Origin of the sequence: Brachybacterium tyrofermentans (assembly GCF_014897585.1) — a bacterium.
GTDB lineage: Bacteria > Actinomycetota > Actinomycetes > Actinomycetales > Dermabacteraceae > Brachybacterium > Brachybacterium tyrofermentans.
Map to the genome: position 1 here is coordinate 152,919 of NZ_JABUXW010000007.1, position 22,724 is coordinate 175,642.

Genomic DNA, 22,724 nt, shown 5'->3' on the forward strand with positions numbered 1-22,724 from the left:
CGTGGGCGGGGGCGCTTGGCCTGGGTCGCGGGTGGGCGCGCCTGGTCTGGGCCGCGTGCGGGCGCGCCAGGCCTGGGCCGCGGGTGTGCACGCCTGGTCTGGGCCGCGTGCGTCCACGCCTGGTCTGGGCCGCGCATCCACTGGCGCGTGGCGAGCAAGGAGGGGCCTATACGGGGTTCCCTGCTCGTATAGCGCCACCGGATACGAACCGACCGCCGCGCTGGGCCGGGGGACGGGTGATCTGGACAGGGGGGCGGCGGTCCGGGCCGTGCAGGCTGGGCGGGGCCACGCGCCTAGGGCGGGTCGGGCCAGGCGCCGATGGCAGGTCAGGTCAGGTCAGGCCGGGCCGGGCCGGGCGCCACGGGAGGATGAGCCGGGCTCAGCCCGGCCCCTCGACTGTCGGGTCGCCCCACACCCGGCCCACCACCCAGGCCGGGACGCTGACGCCGCAGGCGATCGTCAGCGGGGCGAGCAGCCACAGCGGAGACAGCACGGCGACGAGGGCAGGCGCGACAAGCGCCGCGAGCGGTCGCCTCATCACGAGCGTCACGGCGCCCAGCACGATCGCGGCGCGTTCGGCGTGCTGGTCTCGCGAGGCGGCGGCGACGTAGGCGCTCAGCAGGGCGATCATCAGCCACATCACCGGCAGCATCAGGCCCACCGCGAACACGCGCATGGAAGCGTCCATCTGGGGCAGCACCAGGGCGTTCGTCCCGATCCCGCCGAGCACGAGGAGCAGCAGGATCGACATCGGGGCATCACGACGAAGCGTGCGGCGCACGTGGCCGAGCGTCGTCCTGAAGGCGGCGTCCTCGTACTGCGCGAGGTCGGAGGTGGTGCGGGTGGCGCCCGCCAGCGCCGGCACGATGCCCACCACCGAGAGGATCCCCAGCAGCGCCGCCCAGTTCGCCGCGAGGAACGCGGCCGGCTTGGTGAGGAGGCGGACCAGGCCGCGCGCCTCCAACGGGTCGCGTCGGCCGATGCCCATCTCGAAACGGGAGCGGCCGCGGGCGTGCTCCGGCGTCGTGGGCACGGGGACGCCGGGGCCTCGCAGGTCCGTCGGCAGCACCGACGGGCCTGCGGGGGCCGCGGGGGCCGCGGGAGCTCGCGTGGTCACTTGATCCCCGAGGCCGCGAAGCCCTGCACGAAGTAGCGCTGGAAGATCAGGAACAGGATGATCATCGGGACCGCGGCCATCGTGGTGCCGGCCATCAGCAGGTGCCAGTCCGTCGCGGCCTCCTGACGGAAGGATGAGATCCCCACCTGGATCACCCGCAGGTTCTCCGAGGTCGTCACCAGCAGCGGCCACAGGAAGTTGTTCCAGCCCGCCTCGAAGCTGAGCAGGGCGACGGTCAGCAGCCCGGGCATGATCAGCGGGGTGATGATGCGGGTGTAGATCCCGAACTCGCTTACTCCGTCGAGACGTGCGGCCTCGATCAGCTCGGAGGGGGTGGAGACATAGAACTGCCGGAACAGGAACACCATGAACGGGGAGATCGCCCCGGGCACGATGAGCGCCCACCAGGTGTCGATCCAGCCGGTGCCGCCGGCGCCGAAGATCGAGTTCCCGCCGAACAGCGGCATGTGGCGGACCATGAGGAACACCGGGATCACGGTCGCGTAGAACGGGATCATGATGCACGCGACCATCCATCCGAAGATGGCTGGCGCGAGCCGGAAGCGCATCTTCGCGAGCGCGTAGCCGCATGCGGATCCGAAGGCCACGTTGAGCACGGCGGCCGCGGTCGCCAGGATGAGGCTGTTGCGGGCGTAGATCGCGAAGGGAGCGCGGGTCAGCGCCTCGGTGTAGTTCTCCAGCCGCAGGTCCTGAGGGATCAGCGGCATCGGGACCTTCGCCAGCTCTGTGGGGTCCCGGATCGAGGACAGGGCCATCCACAGGAACGGGGCGGCCATCAGGAGGGACGCGACGATGAGGAACACCATGATCGCGGTGGTGGCGATCCGCTTCTGCCGCCGCAGGCTCGTCGTCCGCGGCGCGGCGGCCGAGGATCTCGGGGCGGGAACGATCTCGGGACGGGTTTCAGTCGTCATCGGAGCCTCCGACGATCCGGCGGGACAGGAAGGCCAGCACGATCAGGATCAGCAGCAGGATCACCGACTGGGCGTTGGCGAGGCCCACGCGGAACTCCTGGAACGCGGTCTGGTAGATGCGGTAGGTCACCACCGACGTGGAGTTGGCGGGACCACCCTCGGTGAGGATGTAGATCAGATCGAAGGTCTGGAAGTTCGCGATGAGCGACGTGATGAGGATGAAGAACGTCGCGGGGCGCAGCATCGGCACGGTCACGTGGGTGAACTTCTGCACGAAGCTCGCACCGTCGAGATCGGCGGCCTCGTACAGCTGGCCGTCCACCCCCTGCAGTGCGGCCAGGTAGATGAGCATCTTCAGGCCGATTCCCTGCCAGATCGTCACCAGGATGACGGAGGCGAGGGCGAGGTCAGGGTTCGTGAGGAAGGGCAGCGGACCGATCCCCACCACGCCGAGCACGACGTTCATCAGGCCGTTCTCGGACGGGTTGTAGATCCACAGCCAGATCATCGCCACGGCGACGGTCGCGGTGATGTGCGGGAGGAACACCATCACGCGGAACAGGCCTCGACCGGGGATCGCGCGGTTGAGCAGGACCGCGAACACGAGGGCGAGGAACATCGAGATGGGGATGCCCACGGCCGCGATGATCACGTTGTGCAGGACCGACCGCCAGAAGAGGCCATCGGTGAAGATGATCGCGTAGTTCTCGAACCCGGAGAACTCCGGGGCATGGATGATGTCGTACGCGGTGAAGCTCAGCACGAAGGCGACGATGATCGGCACGCCGATCCAGAGCAGCGTGTGCAGCGTCGCGGGGGCGGCGAGCAGCAGACCCCACCGGCGCTCCGCGGTGCGTACGGACCGTCGACGGACGTCGGTGGTCGGGCTAGCGGCGGCGCTCATCGGAGCCTGCTGATCGCGTCGTCGCACAGCGACTTCATGTCCTCGAGCGTCTCGTCGACGCTCTTCTTCCGCGTCAGGCAGCCCTCGGTGATGCCGTCCAGATTCGTGCGGATCTGCATGTACGCGGCGGTTCCGCCTTCGGTGGCCCCGGCATACTCGAGGTTCTCGAGCGCGAACCGGGTCAGGAGGCTCGATTCGATCTCGTCATTCGCCGGGATGTCCGGTGTCGGGGGGACCTTGCCGATGGCGGCATTGGCGATGCCGAGGAACTCCGGATCGAGCATGTGTTTCATGAAGGCTCCTGCGGCGTCCTTGTTCTGGGAGAGGCTGGAGATCGAGATGAACGTCCCGCCCTGGAACATGACCGGCTTCCCGCCGGCGCCGGGAGGCATGAGGAACACCCCGACGGCCCCCTCCTCGCAGAGCTCCGGGGTCATCTGCTGCCAGGTCGGCCAGTTGCCGGTGGCGACCAGCGACATGGCCGCCTTCCTCTGCTGGAACGGGGAGGGCTGACCTTCGGGGGCCCGCAGGTCGTAGTCGATCGCCCCGGAGTCCATCTGATCGAGCATCCACTGCAGGGCGAGCCGTCCCGGCTCCTCGTGGAGGGTCGCGGTCAGGCCGTCCTCGCTGAACATGGTGCCGCCGAAGGCGTAGAGCAGGAACACGAAGGCCTGCCGGGCGCCGCCCGCGCTGCCGGAGAGGTAGTCCAGGCCGACGACGCCGTCCCCCGTGAGCTCCTGGGCCACGTCGGCGAGCTCCTCCATCGTCGTGGGCGGCTCCGTGATGCCCTTCGCCTCGAACATCTCGGGGTGGTAGCCGAGGAATCTCAGGTCCAGGGCCTGCGGGAGCGAGTAGTACCGGCCCTCGAAGCGGGCGGGGGCGAGCACGCTCTCGTCGAACCCCAGGCTCTCGATGAAGTCGGCGGGGATCTCGGCGAAGATCCCTTTCTGCGCGAACGGCTGTGTCCAGCCCACGCCGGTCATGATGAGATCCGCGATGATTCCGCCGGCGATCCCGGTGGAGATCTTCTCGTTGAGCTTGTTCCAGTCCACCTGGTCGACCGAGACGGTGACTCCGGTGCGCTCGGTGAACGGCGCGATCACGTCCTCGTCGAGCACGGTCCTGTCGTCACCGACTTAGTCCGGGGTGAGCAGGCTGATCGTGCCGTCGAGAGCGGCGTCGTCGACCTCGAGGTCGACGGGGACGTCAGGATCGGCCGCTTCCCCGGAACCACAGGCGGCGGCGCCCAGTCCGACGGCGACGGCTCCTGATCCGGTGAGCAGCGAGCGGCGGGTGAACGACATCGGACTCCTCTCGGCGGACCTCGGCGCAGCTGCGCTCGGGACCTCTCCTCGGGGCCGGGATCAGCGCATCGGTGCACCGTCCCGGAAGGCCGCGGCCGGCGTCCTCCTCATCCTCGAGGGTGGGATGCCGAGGGGAAAGGACAGCGCATACCCGCGACGGAGCGGCGAAATTGCCACCGGTTGCCGAGCGATCGGACGGTGGCGGCGCTCAGCTCGCGCTGTGATGCCGGCCCTGATCCTCATGTCGCTGTGGCAGGCGGGAGGCGGCACGATCCTGCTGCTGGCCGGCATGAACGGCATCCCCAAGGAGCTCTACGAGGCCGCAGAGATCGACGGAGCCTCCGGGCGCCGCCAGTTCTGGTCGGTCACCTTCCCCCAGCTCACCCCGGTCATCTTCTTCAACCTGATCATGGGGATCATCGGCTCCTTCCAGGTCTTCGCGCAGGTCTTCATCCTCACCGGCGGCGGGCCCGACAACGCCAGCCAGATGGCGGTCCCGATGCTCTTCGATGAGGCGTTCCGCTTCTACCACATGGGCTACGGCTCGGCGATCGCGTGGATCCTCTTCGTCGTGATCATGGCCTTCACCGCACTTGCCTTCGCGACCTCCGGACGCTGGGTGGGCTGGTGCACGTGATGATCGGATGGATCGCCGTGCGGCTCGCGCTCGGGGACTCCGGGGGCAGCGCGGATCAGACCGGGGCGATGGCGATGATCGCGCAGGCACCCGGCGGGCGGATCCTGCTGTGGGCCGGCGGGCTGGTCATGGCGATCCTGGCGCTGTGGTTCCTGCTGCGCACCTGGTTCGCCGCCCGCCGCGGCCACGAGGTGAAGGCCGCCGTGGTGGACGCGCTGCGGTGGTCGGGCCCAGCAGCGGTCTACGCGGGCCTGTCGGGGATGGTTCTGCGTTTCGCCGCAGGCGGTGGGTCGTCCTCGAGCGCGCAGACGCAGTCCGCCACGGCGGGCCTGCTGGGCTCGGGCCCGGGGCGCGCGCTGGTGCTCCTCGCAGGCGCTGTCGTGATCGGCATCGGGATCGGTTTCGTGGTCGTCGGGGTCACCCGTCGCTTCCTCCGGCAGCTGGAGCGCAGCGGGGCCCGGAGCGTCGGAGCGGCGCTGCGGATCACCGGGATCGTCGGCTATATCGCAAAGGGATTCGCGCTGACGGCGGTCGGCGTGCTGCTGGGATGGGCCGCGATCTCCGCGGACCCGGAGAAGGCGACCGGGCTCGACGGGGCGCTGACGACCATGGCGGGGCTGCCTGCGGGCGTGGCGATGCTGTTGCTCATCGGGGTGGGGCTGATCCTCTTCGGCGTCCACAGCGCGCTGCGGTCCCGCTACCAGGCGATGTAGCGGGCAGGAGGCGTGGCCGGGTGCCCTGCGCGTCCTCGCCTCAGCGAGCCGGGTCGTATCTCAGCAGCAGAGCGCCGTGCGCGGGGATCACCACGTCGAGCGCCGACGATCCCGGGGCCACGCCGCGCGCGTCGTCGGACTGCACGGTGACCGGCCGCGCGGTGACGGGGCTGCCGCTCCACAGCTCGGTGACCTCGCCGTCGGGCTGCGCGGGCAGGCCCACGTCCTGGCTGTCCAGCGCGACGGCCAGCTCGTCCTCACCGAGGTTGAAGGCGGCGACGTAGCGGATGCTGGATTCCCCGTCGGCCGTCCACAGGACCAGCGGCCCTTCACGGAACACCTCGCGGTTGCCGGAGGACGCGCGGAGCACCTCGAGCACAGCGGCGTTCTGGAACAGGGCGATCGTCCCTGGATCGGAGCTCTGCAGGTCGCCGCCGATCATCAGCGGGGAGCGGGCGATCACCCACAGCGTCATCAGGGTGCGACGTTCCTCGGGGGTGAGCCGATCATGGCGCGGCTCGCCCCGTTCGGCGCGGATCCCGATGCGCCCCAGCGGGAGCATGTCTCCGTCGGCCCAGCCGTCCGGGCCCGAGTACGGGGCCCAGCGGGCGAAGCGCGCGAAGTTCGCCTCGACGTCCTCCCAGCGATCCCAGAGGTCATCGCAGATCCGCCACATGGTCGCGTGCTCGCGCAGATGCGGCAGGCGGGTCAGCGACAGGTCGCGGCCCGGTGACAGGCTCAGCTGCATCGGCCGGCCGCAGCCCTCGATCGCGGCGGAGAACGCCTCGATCTCGGCGGCCTGGTAGGGCCACAGCATGTCGTCGACCTTGAGGAAGTCCACGCCCCAGGAGGCATAGAGCGCGAGCACCGAGTCGTAGTAGGCGTGCGCGCCCGGCACGGTGTGGTCGATGCCCACCATGTCCGGGTTCCACTCGCAGGAGTTGGTGGGATCTGCGATGTCCGAGGCGCGCAGCGTGCTGCCCACGATCGGGGTGTTCGCGGCCACGGCGCGGCGGGGGACCCCGCGCATCACGTGGATGCCCAGGCGCAGGCCCAGGCCGTGGAGCTGCGCGGCGAGCGGCCCGAAGCCGGCCCCGTCCGCGGAGCTCGGGAAGCGTCCGGGGTCCGGCAGCAGCCGTCCCTGCTCGTCCATGACCAGCGGGGCGTCCGCGTTGTAGCCGTGGGAACGGGCCGACGGGTCCGACCAGTCGATGTCGATCACCACCGTGTCCCAGCCGTACGGGGCGAGGTGCTCGGCGAGGAAGCTGGCGTTGGCCAGCACCTCCTCCTCGGTGACGGTGGTGCCGTAGCAGTCCCAGCTGTTCCAGCCCATCGGCGGGCGGGAGGGGTCGGCTGGTGCTGGTGCTGGTGCTGGTGCTCGTGCAGAGGCTGGTTCTGGTGTCGAGGTCGAGCGGGGGTTCTTCATCAGATCACTCTCCGAGCAGGCGGTCGACGTAGGCGTTGCGGAACACCCGGTCCGGGTCCATCCGGTTGCGCAGAGCCTGGAAGTCTTCGAGGCGGGCGTACTGTGCGCGCACCGTCTCCGGATCGGTGGTGAAGACCTTGCCCCAGTGGGGGCGCGGGGCGAAGGGTGCCAGCCGTTCCTCGATCTCCGGCAGCAGGGCCTCCACTTCGGCCGGCAGCTGCTTCCACGTGAAGTGCACGCAGGCGCTGTCGCGCTGGTGGGCGGGGGAGAGCCAGAGGTCGTCGGCCGCAACGGTGCGCACCTCGGAGGCGTGCAGCAGCGGACGGATCCGCTCGCCGAGGTCCGTCACCGCGGCCAGCGCGTCGGCCACCTGCTCTCGGGTCACGAAGTACTCCGACTGGATCTCCTCGCCATTGCTCGGGGTGAACTCGAGGCGGAAGTGCGGCAGGCGCTCGTGCGACGGCCCCGGCTGCCCGGACTGGTCGGTGCAGGGATCCGCGGGCAGGTCGGGCAGGGGGTGCACGGGATGGGTGGCGCGGTGCCCGCCGTGCCACTGGTCGGGCAGGGGCGCGTCGACGTCCACCACCTGCTTCACCCAGGCCTGCGCGATGCGGCCGTCCCAGCGGTGGAACAGGCTCACGCTGTAGCCCGCACCGAGCTGGTCCGAGAGCGCCTCCTGGGTCATGGCCTGCGGCGACAGGTCCAGATGCACGCTCTGGCGCATCGAGAAGGCGGGCACGAGGTCGAGTGTCAGGTGGGTGACCACGCCGAGCATGCCGAGGGAGAGCACCACCCCGTCGAAGATCTCGGGATCCCCCTCGCGGGAGAGCGTCAGCAGGTCCCCGCCCGCCGTGACCAGCTCGACCGCGCGCACGGCGGAGGCGAGCGAGCGGTTGGCGTCGCCCGAGCCATGGGTGCCGGTCGCGCTCGCCCCGCCCACCGAGATGTGGGGGAGCGAGCCGGTGTTCGCCAGCGCCAGACCGACCTCGGCGGCCGCGACCGCGAGCTCGCCGTAGCGCACCCCGGCCGCGACCCGTACGGTGCGCGCGGCGGTGTCGAACTCGAGGTCCGACGGCATCATCGCGAGGGTGACCAGGTCCGCGTCGCTCGCCGCGACCGCGGAGAACGAGTGGCGCGTGCCGAGCGCACGGATCCGGCCGCTGCGGCCGACGAGCGCGCGCAGCTGGTCCACGGACGTGGGGGCGTGCAGAGGCCCGGGGCCGTAGTCGACGGTGCCGGACCAGCTGAGGCCGGGCCGGGCGAGCTCCGGGCCGGAGGCGCTGCCGGCGGACGTCGCGTTCTGGGAGGTCATGCGGTCCACCTCGTCGTGGTCGTGGTCGTGGTCGTGGTCGTGGTCGGAGTGCGGTGTGAAGCCGGCGTGGGCGCGGGCGTGGGTTCGGCGTGGCCGGGTGCGCTGATCGGCGACGTCAGCCGGGCACGTCGGCCGGGTGCGCAGACCGGGCACGCGCGCCGAGTGCGCAGGCCGGGCACGTCCGCCGGGTGCGCAGACCGGGCACGCCCGCCGAGTGCACCGCACCAGAATTGTCGCCCCAGGACCGATGCCGCGCCCACTATCGGTCGTGACGCCGCAGAACTCACCCGGACAGGGCGGGAAGGTCACGGTGTCCGGGGCTCCGCTGCCTCGCCGCGGGTCGTCGCCCTCACCGCAGATCGGCACCCTCAGCGGGGATCGGCGCCCTCAGCGAGGCAAAGGTGGGGGAATGCTGCTCTCATTCCCCCACCTTTGCCTCACTGAGCGACCCTGGAACGGGCTGCGGCGAGCTGAGCGGGCTGAGCGACCCTGGAGCGGGCTGCGGCGAGCCGGGCCTGGCTCAGAAACCCTGGCCGAGGCGGTAGAAGACCTGGTTGGTGCGCAGCTCCTGGGCGAAGGAGCGCACCGTGGTGTCCTCGTCGATCACGGCGAGCTCGATATCGCCGATCTGGGCGAGGTCCCGCCACACCTCGAGATCCAGGGCGTTGCTCATCACCGTGTGGTGAGCGGCGCCGGCGGTCAGCCAGCACTCCGCGGAGGTCGCGAAATCGGGCGCGGGCTCCCAGACGGCGCAGGCCACCGGCAGCTTCGGCAGCTCGTGCTCGGGCTCGACCACCTTCACCACGTTGGCGACCAGCCGGAAGCGCTCCCGCATGTCCGAGAGGGCGACCACGACGGCCGGGCCGGCGTCGGCCGAGAACTTCAGGCGCACCGGGTCCTCCCGGTCGCCGATCCCCAGCGGGTGGATCTCGAGCGAGGGCTTGGAGGTGGTCAGCGAGGGGGAGACCTCGAGCATGTGCGCGCCGAGGATCTTCTCGCTGCCGGGGGTGAGCTCGTAGGTGTAGTCCTCCATGAGGGAGGCGCCGCCGGGCAGGCCGTGGCCCATCACCGCGGCGACCCGCACCAGGATCGCGGTCTTCCAGTCGCCCTCGGCGCCGAAGCCGTACCTGTCGGCCATCAGCCGCTGCACGGCGAGACCGGGGAGCTGACGCAGGCCGCCGAGATCCTCGAAGTTGGTGGTGAACGCGCCGAAGCCGCCCTCGTCGAGGAAGGTGCGCAGGCCCAGCTCCTGGCGGGCGCCGTAGCGCAGCGCCTCGTGGCGCTCCCCGCCCTTCCGCAGCTCGGGGACCACCTCGTACTGCGCCTCGTACTCGGCGACCAGCGCATCGATCGCGCTGTCCTCCACGGCGTCGACCACCGCGACCAGATCGTTCACGCCCCAGGTGTTCACGGAGACGCCCAGGCGCAGCTCGGCCTCGGTCTTGTCACCCTCGGTGACGGCGACGCCCCGCATGTTGTCGCCGAAGCGGGCCAGCTTCAGGGAGTGCATCTCGGCCCAGCCGGTGGCGGCGCGCGCCCAGCGGCCCACCTTCTCCTGCACGCCGGAGTCGCTCGCGTGGCCCACGACGGTCTTGCGGTTCACGCCCAGGCGGGTGGCGATGTAGCCGAACTCGCGGTCGCCGTGCGCGGCCTGGTTGAGGTTCATGAAGTCCATGTCGATCGTGGCCCACGGCAGCTCGACGTTGGCCTGCGTGTGCAGGTGCAGCAGCGGGGTGCGCAGGGCGTCGAGGCCCTGGATCCACATCTTCGCCGGCGAGAAGGTGTGCATCCAGGCGATGACGCCCACGCAGGCCGGATCGGCGTTCGCGGCCAGGGCGGTCTCGCGGATCGCGTCGCGGTCGGTGAGCACCGGCTTCCAGACGATCTTCACGGGGATCGAGCTGCCGGCGTCGAGGGTCTCGGCGATCACGCGGGACTGCTCGGCGACCTGGTCGAGCGTCTCGGGGCCGTACAGGCCCTGGCTGCCGGTCAGGAACCAGATCTCGCGGGCTTCGAAGGGATTCTGCATGGGGGTTCTCCAGTGTTCAGGGGTGGTGGATCGACGGTGCCGACGGGGCGGCAGGGCCGGCGTCAGTGCTGGCCGTAGACGTTCTGGTAGCGGTCGTAGAGCGAGTCGATGTGCTCTTGTGCGATGGGCAGCGGCTCACCGAGCTGACGGGAGATGTGCACGGTGCGGGCCACCTCCTCGACCATCACGGCGGCCTTCACGGCGGTGCGGGCGTCCGTGCCGATCGTGAACGGGCCATGGTTCTGCATGAGCACGGCCGGGCTGCGATGGCCGGAGAGGGTCTCCACGATGCCGCGGCCGATGGAGTCGTCGCCGATGATCGCGAAGGGGCCGACGGGGACCGGGCCGCCGAACTCATCGCCCATCATCGTCAGCACGCAGGGGATCTCCTGGCCGCGGGCGGCCCAGGCGGTCGCATAGGTCGAGTGGGTGTGGACCACGCCGCCCACCTCGTCCATGTGCTCGTACACGTAGGCGTGGGCCGCGGTGTCCGAGGAGGGGGTGAGCGAATCGGGGGTCCCGTCGACGATCTTCGTGCCGTCCAGGGTGCACACCACCATGGACTCTGCGGTGAGCTCGTCATAGGAGACGCCGGAGGGCTTGATGACCAGCAGGCCGGGCACCTCGGGATCGGTGGCGGGCACACGCTCGGAGACGTTGCCGGCGGTCCAGACGACGAGGCCGTTGCGGGGGAGCTCGGCGTGCAGGGCGGCGACGCGCTCGCGGGTCGCGGCGACGGCCTCCTGGGTGGCCTGGGGGAGGTCGGTGAGGACGAGGGTCATGGGGCGGCTCCTGGATCGGGGCTGGGGCTGGGGCTGGGCGGTCGACGGGCGGAAGGACGACGGGGCGGAGGTCGGAAGGTCGGACGTGCTGCGGGGCAGAGCCTGGCCGGTGCACGTGCGCGGTGCCGCGCGAGGGATGCCGTCAGGTGGCGATCACAGGAAGCGGTCAGAGGCTCAGGCGAGCACCTCGCCGGCCCTCCGCTCGACCTCGAGGCCGGTGCGGTAGCCGGCCAGCCAGGACGCGTGCCCGGCCATCCCGGCCTCGTCGGTCTGCACGGTGGAGAGCTCCTGGGAGGCGAAGATCTGCTCGGCCAGGAAGCTACTGAGCGAGGTGGCGGCCGATCCGTGGCGGGTCGACGCGGTGTACGCGGCCAGCAGCGCCATGCCCCAGGCTCCGCCCTCCCCGGCGGATTCGCCCAGGGCGACCGGGGTGGCGAGGGCGTCGGCCAGGATCTGCTGGGCGATGCCCTTCGTGCGGAAGATCCCGCCGTGGGCGTACATGACGTCGAGGTGCACACCCTCATCCTTCAGCAGCGCCTCCATGCCCACCGCGAGCGCCCCGAAGGCGCCGTAGAGCTGGGAGCGCATGAAGTTCTCGAGCGTGAAGCGGGCCTCCTGCTCGCGCACCAGCAGGGGTCGGCCAGAGGGCACGGCCGTCTGGTGCTCGCCGGAGATGTAGTTGTAGCTCAGCACCCCGCCGGCGTCGGCGTCGCCCTCGGCACCCGCGCCGAAGAGCGTGGAGTACAGCTCCTCGGGGCCCACGGGGTGTCCCAGCAGCTCGGCGAAGCGGCCGAAGAGGCCCAGCCAGGCGTCGAGGTCGCCCGCGCAGTTGTTGGTGTGGATCATCGCGACGGGATCGCCGGACGGCGTGGTGACCAGGTCGATCTCCTCGCGGGGCCCGGACAGCGGCTTCTCCAGGACCACCATCGCGAAGGCGCTGGTGCCCGCGGAGACGTTGCCGGTGCGGGGGTCCACGGCCTGGGTGGCGACCATGCCGGTGCCGGCGTCACCCTCCGGGGGAGCGGCCACGGCGCCGGGCTGCAGGGCGCCCGTCGGATCCAGCAGAGCGGCGCCTCCGGAGGTCAGCGTGCCGGCGTCCTGCCCGGCCACGAGCACCTCGGGGAGGATCTCCGGCAGGGACCAGGGGAGGTCGGTGACGGCGTCCAGGCCCGCGAAGCGCTCGAGCAGCTCGGGATCGAAGGCATCGCCCGAGACGGCGATCGGGAACACGCCGCTGGCGTCCCCCACGCCGAGCACGGAGCGCCCGGTGAGCTTCGAGTGCACGTACCCGGCCAGGGTGGTGAGCTGGCCCAGGCGCGGCACGTGCTCCTCGTCGCCGAGGATCGCATGCAGCAGATGCGAGACGCTCCAGCGCAGAGGGATGTTGAGGTCGAAGGTGCTGCTGAGCAGCGAGGCGGCGTCGGCCGTGTAGGTGTTGCGCCAGGTGCGGAAGGGGACCAGCTGCTCCCCGTCGTGGTCCAGGGCGAGGTAGCCGTGCATCATCGCGGAGATGCCGATGCTCGCGAGCTGGGTGAGCTCGACCCCGTGGCGCTCGCGCACATCGCGCACGAGGTCGGCGTAGCAGGACTGGATCCCTGACCAGGCGTCGTCGAGCGAGTAGGTCCAGCTGTCGTCGGCGAACTCGTTCTCCCAGGCGTGGGACCCGGTGCCGAGCACGAGGCCGGAGTCGTCGACCAGCGCGGCCTTGATCCGGGTCGAGCCCAGCTCGAGGCCGAGGTGGGCGCTGCCGGCCTCGAGGAGGGCGGCGGCATCGGGGCGGGAGAGGTCCGGCGAGGACACGGCGTCGTGCGTCATGGGGTCATCCCACCAGGTGGCACCGCCGAATGTCAACGTTCACATTTTTGTCTCGGAGTCTGGGCGGTGGCACCTGGCAGCTCGTGGTCAGTGCGTGCGCTCGGGGCGCGTGGAGCGGCGCACCACCAGGCGCGGCGGCAGCGTGCTGGGGGTCCCGGGTGGGAGCTCGTGCCCCTCGAGCAGGCACAGCAGGCGCTGCAGGGCCAGTCGACCCAGGTCCGCGAAGGGCTGCGAGACGGTGGTCAGGGAGGGGACCTGGAACTCGGCGCCGAGCGTGTTGTCGAAACCGACCACGGCGACGTCCTCGGGGATGCGCAGCCGGTGCTCGTGCAGGGCGTGGAGCACACCGATCGCCATCATGTCGTTCGCGGCGAAGATTGCATCGGGCAGGCCCTCGCGGACCAGGTCGTTCGCGAGGTCGTAGCCGGCTCGGGGGGTCCAGTCGCCCGGGCCCACGACGGTTCCGTCGAGGCCGTGCAGCTCGACGGCGTGCTCGAAGCCCTCGAGGCGGGCGCGGGCGTCGAACCAGTCCTGGGGGCCGGCGGCGTGGACCACGGAGCGGGCGCCGGTGCGCGCCAGGTGCTCGATGACCTGCAGTGCTCCGAGCTGCTGGTCCACGCCGACCACCTCGACCCCGGGTGCTCGGGGGGCCTGTGCGGAGACCGCGACGACCGGGGTGGAGCGGGCGACCGCGGCGACGGCGGGCACCATGCCCTCGTGGGCGGCGACCACGAGGACGCCGTCGGCCCCGGAGCCCAGGAGCTCGGCACCGATCTCGCGCTCGCAGTCGTCGTGCGCGCCGACGGTGGTCAGGAGCACCGAGTAGCCGGCCTCGCGGGCGGCGGACTCGATGGCGGTGGTGGTCTCCGCCGGTCCGAACAGCGCGGAGCCGTCGGTGAGCATGCCGATCAGCGAGGACCGAGTGGTCTTCAGGGCGCGGGCGGCCCGGTTGCGGGTGTAGCCGAGCTCGGTGATCGCCTGCTGCACGCGGGTACGGGTGTCGGGCCGCACGATCCCGGGCTCGTTGAGCACGCGGGAGACGGTCTGGTAGGAGACGCCGGCGCGGGAGGCGACGTCGGCCATGGAGGGGCGGCGGGGTGCGGGGTCCATGGGCTCCTTCCTGAGGGGGCTGTCGATCCGGGTGGTCGGTGCAGGTGGTCGGTGCAGGTGGTCGAGATGGGCGATCGGCTCACGTGCCCGATCCGAGGATTCCGCGCCGGTCTCCGGTGAGGGAGCCGCTGCGTCGTCCGTGACCTGCATCAACGCGTGAAAACGCTTTACAGCAGGTCACCGCGTTACACGGAACTTACCAGTGGTAAGTCGTTGCTGATTCGTGACCCCCAGGGGGTCGACTCTTCTTGACATCTGCTTCAATGTGAACGTTACCATTCGGGGCGTTCCTCGCCATCGATGGCGTGCGAACCATGGACACGGACCCGCCCCAGGGTCCAGCAGTGACCGCCGAGGCGATGTTGACACGGTGATGGGCGAAGCAGCCCGGCACCGCACGCGCACAGAGCCCACGCGGGACGTCCCCTGCTGCAGGGAGCAGTCGGCGATTTCGAGGAGGAAATACCCATGTACAACCGGAGAATCTTCATGCTGGGAGCGACGGCCACGGCGGCCGCGCTCGGACTGGCCGCCTGTGGCGGCGAAGGCGCAGGATCCGGTGGCCCCGACACGGACGCCGCACCCAGCGAGCAGACCGTCGGCGTCGCGATGCCCACCCAGACCTACGAGCGGTGGGTCGCGGACGGCAACAACATCAAGAAGGGCCTGGAGGACAAGGGCTTCAAGGTCGACATGCAGTACGCCGAGGATGACATCCCGACGCAGCAGCAGCAGATCGATCAGATGGTCAACTCGGGCGTGAGCGTGCTGCTGATCGCCTCGATCGACGGCGCCTCGCTCTCCTCGCAGCTCGATGCGGCCGCCGCGGCGAACATCCCCGTGATCGCGTACGACCGCCTGCTCACCGACAACGAGAACGTCGACTTCTACGTCACCTTCGACAACTACAAGGTGGGCGTGAACCAGGCGAACGCGCTGATGTTCGGCCTGGGCCTGCTGGACGAGGAGTTCAAGCCCGCCGGCGATGCCCCGAAGGGCCCGCTGAACGTCGAGCTCTTCGCCGGCTCCCTGGACGACAACAACGCCCACCTGTTCTGGCAGGGCGCCATCGACACCCTCCAGCCGTACTTCGACGACGGCACCCTCGTGGTGCTGTCCAAGCAGATCGACATCGAGCAGGCCGCCACCCAGCGCTGGGAGCAGGAGACTGCCCAGAAGCGCATGGAGAACCTGCTGACCACGCACTACAACGGTGGGGAGGAGCTGGCCGGCGTGCTGTCTCCGGCCGATCCGCTGTCGCGCGGCATCATCAACGCCCTGCAGAACGCCGGCCTCGGGCCGACGCTCAAGGAGGGCCTGCCGGTCGTCACCGGTCAGGACGCCGAGATCGCCTCGATCAAGCTGATCGCGGACGGCGTGCAGTCCTCGACCATCTTCAAGGACACCCGCACCCTGGCCGACCAGGCCATCCTGAGCGCGGAGTCCATCCTCAAGGGCGAAGAGCCCGAGGCGAACGACACCGAGACGTACGACAACGGCGTGAAGGTCGTGCCGTCGTACCTGCTCCCGATCCAGATGGTCCTGGAGAACAACTACCAGGAGATCATGGTCGATTCCGGGTACTACACCGAGGAGCAGGTCGAGTCCGGCCAGCTCTGAGCCGGCCTCTGCAGCAGAAAACCGGTGGGGTCCCGGCGCGCGCGAGGTCGCGGCGCCGGGACCCTCCTGCCCGAAGGAGGGCCCCTTGACCGAACACATCCTCGAGATGCGGTCCATCACCAAGAGATTTCCCGGCGTCGTCGCCCTCAAGGACGTGTCCCTGACGGTCGACGAGGGCGAGATCCACGCGATCTGCGGCGAGAACGGCGCCGGCAAGTCCACGCTCATGAAGGTGCTCTCCGGCGTCGAGCCGGCTGGCAGCTACGAGGGCGAGATCCACTACCGCGGCCGCCCCGTCAGCTTCGCGACCATCAACGACTCCGAGGCCGAGGGCATCGTGATCATCCACCAGGAGCTCGCCCTGGTGCCCCACCTGTCGATCGCCGAGAACATCTTCCTCGGCAACGAGCAGACCAAGGGCGGTGTGATCAGCTGGCACGAGACCAACGCCAGGGCCGCAGAGCTGCTCGAGCGCGTCGGACTGCGCGAGAAGCCCGTGACCCCTGTCGGCCAGCTCGGCGTGGGCAAGCAGCAGCTCGTGGAGATCGCCAAGGCGCTCACCAAGAACGTGAGCCTGCTGATCCTCGACGAGCCCACCGCCGCGTTGAACGACGATGACTCCGAGCACCTGCTCACGCTCATCCGCGGCCTGCGCGATGAGGGCGTCACCAGCATCATCATCAGCCACAAGCTGGGGGAGATCGCCGCCGTCGCCGACGCCACGACGATCATCCGCGACGGCTCCACCATCGAGACCATCGACATGGGCGTCCCCGCGGACCAGAAGCGCACCCTCATCCCCCGCATCATCAAGGGCATGGTCGGGCGCGACATCGACAACCTCTACCCGGAGCGCAACGCCGAGATCGGCGAGGAGATCTTCCGGGTCGAGGACTGGCACGTCGGCCACCCCACCCAGCAGGGACGCGTCGTCGTCGACGGCGCGTCGCTGACCGTGCGCGCCGGCGAGGTCGTCGGCATCGCCGGGCTCATGGGCGCCGGTCGCACCGAGCTCGCCATGAGCGTCTTCGGGCGCTCCTACGGTCGCGACATCTCCGGCACCGTGTCCATGCACGGCAGGCCGGTGGAGATCAGGACGGTCTCCGACGCCATCGACGCCGGGATCGCCTACGTCTCCGAGGACCGCAAGCAGTACGGGCTGAACCTGATCCAGGACATCCGCACGAACGTCACCTCGGCAGGCCTGAAGAAGATCACCACCGGAGGGTGGATCAACGGCAACGAGGAGATCTCGGTCGCCGAGCGCTACCGCTCCTCGCTGAACATCAAGACCCCGACCGTGATGGCGCCCGTCGGCAAGCTCTCCGGCGGCAACCAGCAGAAGGTCGTGCTCAGCAAGTGGCTGTACACCGAACCCGAGCTGCTGATCCTCGACGAGCCCACCCGCGGCGTCGACGTCGGCGCGAAGTTCGAGATCTACTCGATCATCAACGAGCTCGCCGAGGCCGGCAAGGCGATCATCGTCATCTCCTCGGAGCTGCCCGAGGTCATGGGCCTCTCCGACCGCATCTACACATTGTCCACGGGCCGCATCACCGGCGAGGTCGCCGCCCAGGACGCCACGCAGGAGCGCCTCATGGAGCTCATGACCAGGGAAAGGGAGTGAGCGCGCCTCATGGCGGGAACTTCTGACATCAAGCAGCTCCTGACGCGAAATCTGCGTCAGAGCGGCATCTACATCGCGTTCGTGTTCATCATCGTGCTGTTCACGATCCTCACCGGCGGAGCACTGCTCAGCCCGGGCAACCTGACCAACCTGGTGCTCCAGTACTCCTACATCCTGATCCTCGCGATCGGCATGGTGCTGATCATCGTGGCCGGGCACATCGATCTGTCCGTCGGCTCGGTGGTCGCGCTGACCGGCGGCGTCGCGGCCGTCGTGGTGATCGGCCACGGCATGCCCTGGTGGCTCGGCGTCCTCGCGGCGCTGGGCACCGGTGTGCTGGTGGGTCTGTGGCAGGGATTCTGGGTGGCCTATGTGGGCATCCCGGCCTTCATCGTCACCCTGGCGGGCATGCTCATCTTCCGTGGGCTGACCATGCAGGTCCTGGGCAACGTCTCGCTCTCGCCGTTCCCCAAGGAGTACCAGTACATCTCTGGCGGGTTCCTCAACGGGATCTTCGGCGGCAACGGCTACGACGCCTTCACGCTGTTCCTCGCCGCTGCGCTGATCGTGGTCTTCGCAGTCCAGCAGTACCGCGGGCGCCTGGCGAAGCTGAAGTACAAGCAGCAGGTCGAGGCCCAGCCGCTGTTCTGGCTGAAGACCGCCGCGATCGCCGTGGTCGTCATGGCCTTCGCCTGGCAGCTCGCGCACTCTCGCGGCCTGCCGGTGGTGCTGATCCTGCTGGCCGCCCTCGTGCTCGTCTACGGCTTCATCAGCCAGAACACGATCTTCGGTCGCCACATCTACGCCATGGGCGGAAACCTCCAGGCCGCGCAGCTCTCGGGCGTGAAGACCCGCCGCGTGAACATGCTCCTGTTCGTCAACATGGGCCTGCTCTCCGCGGTCGCCGGCATCGTCTACTCCGCGCGCTCGAACAGCGCCCAGCCGGGCGCCGGCAACATGTTCGAGCTGGACGCCATCGCGGCCGCCTTCATCGGCGGCGCGGCGGTCACCGGCGGCGTGGGCAAGGTCCACGGCGCGATCATCGGCGGTCTCATCATGGCGGTCATGTCCAACGGCATGCAGATCATGGGCATCGACCAGTCCACCCAGTCCGTCGTCCGCGGCGTGGTGCTGCTGGTGGCCGTGGCCTTCGACGTCTGGAACAAGAAGCGCTCCACCAGCGGAGCCTGAGAGGCGACGACAGGGCCTGGCTCTGTCGCCTGCGACCGGAACCCCGCCGCCATCCTCGATCCCCATGGTCGAGGACGGCGGCGGGGTTCCGTGCGCCGAGTCGATGAAGGGGTGACCGGTTCGGGTCTGAAGGGCCGAGAGAGGTCCGACGGCGTCCTGGCGCCCGCGATGCGGGCGATGACGGGGCGCCGTTCTGTCCGCCTCGAGCGATGACGAACTGTGCTTCTGAAGTCCGACCCTTTCGTGATAAGCGCTGACCTGCCCGGATGGAGCGAATCGGCCGGTGGGCCCCACAAGAAGCACTTCTGCGCGGAGTGTTGACGGCCGCATTGCAACGATGTAAATTCGAAACCAGCGTACGAAGACTGTCGGGTTGACGGCCGCGCACGGCATCTGCCGCGGCGGCCGCGCCCCACCACGAAGAGGTGGATGGAATGATGCTTGGTTCTTCTCGCGCCGGCGCCGCAGGGCCCCGGCCGACTTCCCCCGGAGGTCTTCCCGGGCGTGCTCGCGACAGCGGCCCCGCCGTCGGCCGTCGCGCCCTGATGCAAGGTGCCGGCGCCCTGGGCGCTCTCGGCGGGCTGGGTGCGCTGTCCGGCTGCGCCGGCACCGCGGCGCGGGCGGCCGATGACATCGCCTTCTGGCACCTGCTCTCCGGGCCGGACGGCGTGACAATGGGCGAGATGCTCGATGGCTACATGGCCACCGAGGGGGCGGCCTCCGTCAAGCAGACCGTGCTCGCCTGGGGCGCCCCGTACTACACGAAGCTCGCGATGGCGTCCGCCGGAGGTCGTGCCCCCGACCTCGCCGTGATGCACGCGGCGCGCGTTCCCGGCTACGCGCCCGGCGGCCTGCTCGACGAATGGGACATCGACCTGCTCGGGGAGTTCGGCATCCTCCAGGAGGACTTCCCGGAACTGATCTGGGACAAGATGGTTGTGGACGGGAAGCTCACCGACATCGCGCTGGACTCCCACCCATTCGTCCTCTACTACAACACCGAGATCGCCGAGGCGGCAGGTGTGCTGGGCAGTGATGGGCTGCTGATGCCCACCGACAACCCCGAGGACTTCCGGGCGATGGCGCTCGAGCTCGGGGCCAAGGCTCCCAGCGGCTACGGGCTCTCCTTCGGGTATCTGGGGGACGGCTCCAACCAGTGGCGCATGTTCTCCACCTATTACACCCAGCTCGGCGGCACGATCGAGCTGCCCGTGGGCAAGAAGATGGTGTACCAGGAGGAGCTGGTCATCGAGGCCGCCGAGTGGATCCTCTCGCTCATCGATGACGAGGTCGGTAACCCCGGGCACGACGGGGGTACCGCGATCTCCGAGTTCGCCACCGGCGGCTCCGGCGCCTTCTACGGCGGTGTCTGGGAATCGGGGAACTACCGCAACCAGGGCGTCCCCTTCGACATGACGATGATCCCGGGCGTCTTCGGAGAGCCTGTCGCCTACGCCGACTCGCACTCCTTCGTGCTGCCCCATCAGATGGATCCGGATCCGGAGCGGCGTCGCAACGTGCACGAGGTCGTCGCCTACCTCCTGAAGAACTCGATCACATGGGCAGGGGCTGGCCACATCCCGGCTTATTCCCCGGTGATCGAGGATCCGGCCTACGCAGACCTCGTTCCGCAGTCGCACTATGCCGATGCGGTCGACCACCTCGTCTATGACCCGCCGGCCTGGTTCAGCGGATCCGGCAGCGACTTCCACACCTATTTCGGCAACGACATGCAGAACGTCTGGGCGCGTCGCACCGAACCGCTCGAGGGTTGGAACGCGTTCGTCGCGCGGATCAACGCCCTGTTGCTCAAGCCCACCCCGATGTGATCGCCGTGCGACTTTTCGAGACCTCGCTCGCCGGGCACCTCGCGCCCCCGGCGGTCCCCGCGCCCTCGCCGTTCCCGGTGCGCCGTTCGCGTCCGATCCCAGCAGTGCTGACCTGTCCGTCCGTCGAAGGAGACGACCGATGACCACCGCCGATGCCCTCGCCGCCCCACCCCGGGGTGCTCAGCAGGGCGACAGCCTCGCCCTCGGCCGGGCCCGTCGCCGCCGCTCCGACAACCTTCGTGGCTGGCTGTACTGTGCCCCGTTCCTCCTCGCCTTCGGGATATTCCTCATCTGGCCCACCATCTACGGCCTCTGGATGAGCTTCACCGGGACGAGTCTCGCCGGCACGAACACGGAGTTCGTGGGCCTGGCGAACTGGAGGGAGGCCCTGGGGGATCCGCAGGTATGGACTTCGCTGGCCAACACCGCCTGGTTCACCGTCCTGTCGACGATCCCGTTGGTGGTGGTCGCGATGGTCCTCGCCGTGCTGGTCAACATCGGCCTGCCGGGACAGTGGTTCTGGCGGCTCTCCTTCTTCATGCCGTTCCTGCTCGCCTCGACTGTGGTCTCGCAGTTCTGGAACTGGATGTACAACCCGCAGCTGGGGCTGATCAACACCTTCCTGGGCTGGTTCGGCATTACCGGCCCGGCCTGGCTGCAGGACCCGAGCACGGCCATGATCGCCGTGGTCGTCACCACCGTGTGGTGGACCATCGGCTTCAACTTCCTGCTCTACCTCGCCGCGCTCCAGAACATCCCCGACCAGCTCTATGAGGCCGCCTCGCTCGACGGTGCCGGCAGCTGGCGGAAGTTCCGCGCGATCACCCTGCCGCAGCTGCTGCCCACGACCGTGCTGGTGCTCGTGCTGCAGATGCTGGCCTCGCTGAAGGTCTTCGACCAGATCTACCAGATGACCGGCGGCGGACCCGGCGGGGAGACCCGTCCGGTGCTGCTGTACATCTACGAGGTCGGCTTCACCGGATACCGCCTGGGCTACGCCTCGGCGATCTCCTATATCTTCTTCTTCCTCATCATCATCGTCTCGATCGCCTACATGGTGATCTCTTCCCGACGGAGCGTGAAGGCATGAGCGCCGCGACCCCCACAGCCACCACCCTGAGCCCGGCGGTCCCGAGTGTGAAGTCCCCAGCCCTCAGCACGGCCGGGCGTCGTCGACGCAAGACCACCCCCGCCCGGATCGTCGCCTTCGTGATCCTCGCCGTTCTCGCTCTGGCCTGGCTCATCCCGGTGCTCTGGGCGGTGCTGACCTCCTTCAAGACGGAGGCCGAGGCGGCCGCGATGCCGGTCTCGATCATCCCCGACAGCGGGTTCACTCTGAAGGCCTACCTCAATGTGCTCACCGAGGGTCTGGTGCCGCGGTGGGCGTGGAACAGCCTGCTCACCTCGACGCTGGTCACGGTGATCACCGTGGCGATCTCGGCGCTCGCCGGGTATGCGCTGTCGCGGCTGAAGTTCGCCGGTCGGCAGATGATCATCACCCTGATCGTCGCCTCGATCATGATCCCCGGCCAGATCCTCATCGTGCCGTTGTTCAACCTGATGCTGTCACTGAACCTGGTGGACACCTACTGGGGCATCATCCTGCCGCAGGTGGTCGCGGCACCTATGGTGTTCATCCTCAAGAAGTTCTTCGACCAGATCCCCTTTGAGCTCGAGGAGGCTGCTCTGATGGATGGGGCGAGCAGACTGCGGATCTTCTGGTCCATCGTGCTGCCGCTGTCCCGCCCGATCCTGGGTGCCGTCGCGATCTTCGTATTCATCGGCGCATGGAACAACTTCCTGTGGCCGTTCATCGTGGTCAACGACGCCAGTCTGATGACGCTGCCCACCGGTCTGCAGACCGTGATCAGCGCCTACGGCATCCAGTACGCGCAGAACATGGCCCAGGCTGTGCTCGCCGCGCTGCCGCTGATCGTGGTGTTCATGTTCTTCCAGCGCCAGATCATCAAGGGAGTCGCCACCACAGGCATCGCTGGCACCTGAACGGGCTGGCCTGGCCGACCCAGTCGATCCAGCATCGAGCGTCACGATGCGACCTGCGAACTTCTGAATCGCCCCGGGTTTGTTAGAGGCTCGCAAGTGCCGCGTCGGCGGGTGCCGGTGCGGGGTGGTTGTGATGGTAGGTCTCCTCGAGTTCGACGGGCGGGATCATGCCGATCTCGCCGTGCAGTCGCCGGTGGTTGAACCAGTCGATGTATTCTGCGGTCGCGATCTCGAGGTCGTCGATGTTCTTCCAGGGCCCGCGGTTGCGGACCAGTTCAGCCTTGAACAGCGAGTTGAAGGCCTCGGCCAGGGCATTGACGCTCCTATAGTTGTCAACTCGCGATTTCGCCGGTGCGGGGGTTGACCTTG

At 69.2% G+C, this 22,724-nt stretch carries 20 protein-coding genes; 8 read left to right on the top strand and 12 right to left on the bottom strand.

All coding sequences use genetic code 11. The features are described 5' to 3' along the window. Positions 1-379: 379 nt before the first annotated feature. Genes INT49_RS06965 through INT49_RS06985 form a run of 5 tightly spaced genes read right to left on the bottom strand, consistent with a single transcriptional unit; the run spans position 380 to position 4,260 of the window. Positions 380-1,117: a hypothetical protein gene (locus tag INT49_RS06965; protein ID WP_193116992.1), complete on the bottom strand. Its 738-nt coding sequence runs from the start codon at positions 1,115-1,117 to the stop codon at positions 380-382. Continuing rightward, complete coding sequence (locus INT49_RS06970) at positions 1,114-2,052, bottom strand: carbohydrate ABC transporter permease (protein ID WP_193116993.1); 939 nt, start codon at positions 2,050-2,052, stop codon at positions 1,114-1,116. The genes INT49_RS06965 and INT49_RS06970 overlap by 4 nt, the downstream gene beginning before the upstream one ends. Continuing rightward, positions 2,042-2,956 (bottom strand): carbohydrate ABC transporter permease, encoded by a 915-nt coding sequence (locus INT49_RS06975; protein ID WP_193116994.1) that lies wholly within the window; start codon positions 2,954-2,956, stop codon positions 2,042-2,044. The genes INT49_RS06970 and INT49_RS06975 overlap by 11 nt, the downstream gene beginning before the upstream one ends. Beyond that, positions 2,953-4,074: an extracellular solute-binding protein gene (locus INT49_RS06980; protein WP_193116995.1), complete on the bottom strand. Its 1,122-nt coding sequence runs from the start codon at positions 4,072-4,074 to the stop codon at positions 2,953-2,955. Before INT49_RS06980 ends, INT49_RS06975 begins: the two co-directional genes overlap by 4 nt. A gap of 18 nt (positions 4,075-4,092) precedes the next feature. Continuing rightward, complete coding sequence (locus INT49_RS06985) at positions 4,093-4,260, bottom strand: hypothetical protein (RefSeq protein ID WP_193116996.1); 168 nt, start codon at positions 4,258-4,260, stop codon at positions 4,093-4,095. Between the two features lie 223 nt (positions 4,261-4,483). Here INT49_RS06985 and INT49_RS06990 point away from each other — a divergent pair, with 223 nt between their 5' ends. Both INT49_RS06990 and INT49_RS06995 read left to right on the top strand, forming a co-directional pair. After that, positions 4,484-4,897, top strand: a complete 414-nt coding sequence (locus tag INT49_RS06990; protein ID WP_226849899.1) for a carbohydrate ABC transporter permease — start codon at positions 4,484-4,486, stop codon at positions 4,895-4,897. Further along, positions 4,897-5,610 (top strand): DUF1206 domain-containing protein, encoded by a 714-nt coding sequence (locus INT49_RS06995; protein WP_226849900.1) that lies wholly within the window; start codon positions 4,897-4,899, stop codon positions 5,608-5,610. The genes INT49_RS06990 and INT49_RS06995 overlap by 1 nt, the downstream gene beginning before the upstream one ends. Before the next feature lie 40 nt (positions 5,611-5,650). On the opposite strand, the gene INT49_RS07000 is transcribed toward INT49_RS06995, so the two are convergent. The 6 genes from INT49_RS07000 to INT49_RS07025 all read right to left on the bottom strand — a co-directional run bounded on the left by INT49_RS07000 (position 5,651) and on the right by INT49_RS07025 (position 14,084). Beyond that, positions 5,651-6,943 (bottom strand): alpha-galactosidase, encoded by a 1,293-nt coding sequence (locus INT49_RS07000; protein WP_193117025.1) that lies wholly within the window; start codon positions 6,941-6,943, stop codon positions 5,651-5,653. 97 nt (positions 6,944-7,040) lie between these two features. After that, positions 7,041-8,348: a D-arabinono-1,4-lactone oxidase gene (locus tag INT49_RS07005; protein ID WP_193116998.1), complete on the bottom strand. Its 1,308-nt coding sequence runs from the start codon at positions 8,346-8,348 to the stop codon at positions 7,041-7,043. Between the two features lie 520 nt (positions 8,349-8,868). After that, the gene (gene araA / locus INT49_RS07010; protein WP_193116999.1) at positions 8,869-10,377 is read right to left on the bottom strand and encodes an L-arabinose isomerase; all 1,509 of its coding nucleotides are present in this window, start codon (positions 10,375-10,377) and stop codon (positions 8,869-8,871) included. A 62-nt stretch (positions 10,378-10,439) separates the two neighbouring features. After that, on the bottom strand, positions 10,440-11,159 hold the full coding sequence (locus INT49_RS07015; RefSeq protein ID WP_193117000.1) for an L-ribulose-5-phosphate 4-epimerase: 720 nt from the start codon (positions 11,157-11,159) through the stop codon (positions 10,440-10,442). A gap of 174 nt (positions 11,160-11,333) precedes the next feature. After that, positions 11,334-12,974: a xylulokinase gene (locus tag INT49_RS07020; protein WP_193117001.1), complete on the bottom strand. Its 1,641-nt coding sequence runs from the start codon at positions 12,972-12,974 to the stop codon at positions 11,334-11,336. An 87-nt stretch (positions 12,975-13,061) separates the two neighbouring features. Beyond that, positions 13,062-14,084 carry a LacI family DNA-binding transcriptional regulator gene (locus INT49_RS07025; protein WP_193117002.1) on the bottom strand — a complete coding sequence of 341 codons (1,023 nt, stop codon included), beginning with the start codon at positions 14,082-14,084 and terminating at the stop codon, positions 13,062-13,064. A gap of 468 nt (positions 14,085-14,552) precedes the next feature. Here INT49_RS07025 and chvE point away from each other — a divergent pair, with 468 nt between their 5' ends. The 6 genes from chvE to INT49_RS07055 all read left to right on the top strand — a co-directional run bounded on the left by chvE (position 14,553) and on the right by INT49_RS07055 (position 22,355). Then, positions 14,553-15,704: a multiple monosaccharide ABC transporter substrate-binding protein gene (gene chvE / locus INT49_RS07030; RefSeq protein WP_193117003.1), complete on the top strand. Its 1,152-nt coding sequence runs from the start codon at positions 14,553-14,555 to the stop codon at positions 15,702-15,704. Between the two features lie 85 nt (positions 15,705-15,789). Then, positions 15,790-17,331: a multiple monosaccharide ABC transporter ATP-binding protein gene (gene mmsA / locus INT49_RS07035; RefSeq protein WP_193117004.1), complete on the top strand. Its 1,542-nt coding sequence runs from the start codon at positions 15,790-15,792 to the stop codon at positions 17,329-17,331. Between the two features lie 9 nt (positions 17,332-17,340). After that, positions 17,341-18,522, top strand: coding sequence for a multiple monosaccharide ABC transporter permease (gene mmsB, locus INT49_RS07040; RefSeq protein ID WP_193117005.1), 1,182 nt, complete (start codon positions 17,341-17,343; stop codon positions 18,520-18,522). A 545-nt stretch (positions 18,523-19,067) separates the two neighbouring features. Then, a complete protein-coding gene (locus tag INT49_RS07045; RefSeq protein WP_193117006.1) occupies positions 19,068-20,351 on the top strand; it encodes an extracellular solute-binding protein in 1,284 nt (427 codons plus the stop codon). Between the two features lie 139 nt (positions 20,352-20,490). Next, positions 20,491-21,441 carry a carbohydrate ABC transporter permease gene (locus INT49_RS07050; protein ID WP_193117007.1) on the top strand — a complete coding sequence of 317 codons (951 nt, stop codon included), beginning with the start codon at positions 20,491-20,493 and terminating at the stop codon, positions 21,439-21,441. Next, a complete protein-coding gene (locus INT49_RS07055; RefSeq protein WP_193117008.1) occupies positions 21,438-22,355 on the top strand; it encodes a carbohydrate ABC transporter permease in 918 nt (305 codons plus the stop codon). Before INT49_RS07050 ends, INT49_RS07055 begins: the two co-directional genes overlap by 4 nt. Positions 22,356-22,437: 82 nt before the next feature. Here the strand turns inward: INT49_RS07055 and INT49_RS07060 are convergent. After that, positions 22,438-22,724: integrase core domain-containing protein (locus INT49_RS07060; protein ID WP_193117009.1), on the bottom strand; the 287-nt coding region annotated here is incomplete at its 5' end.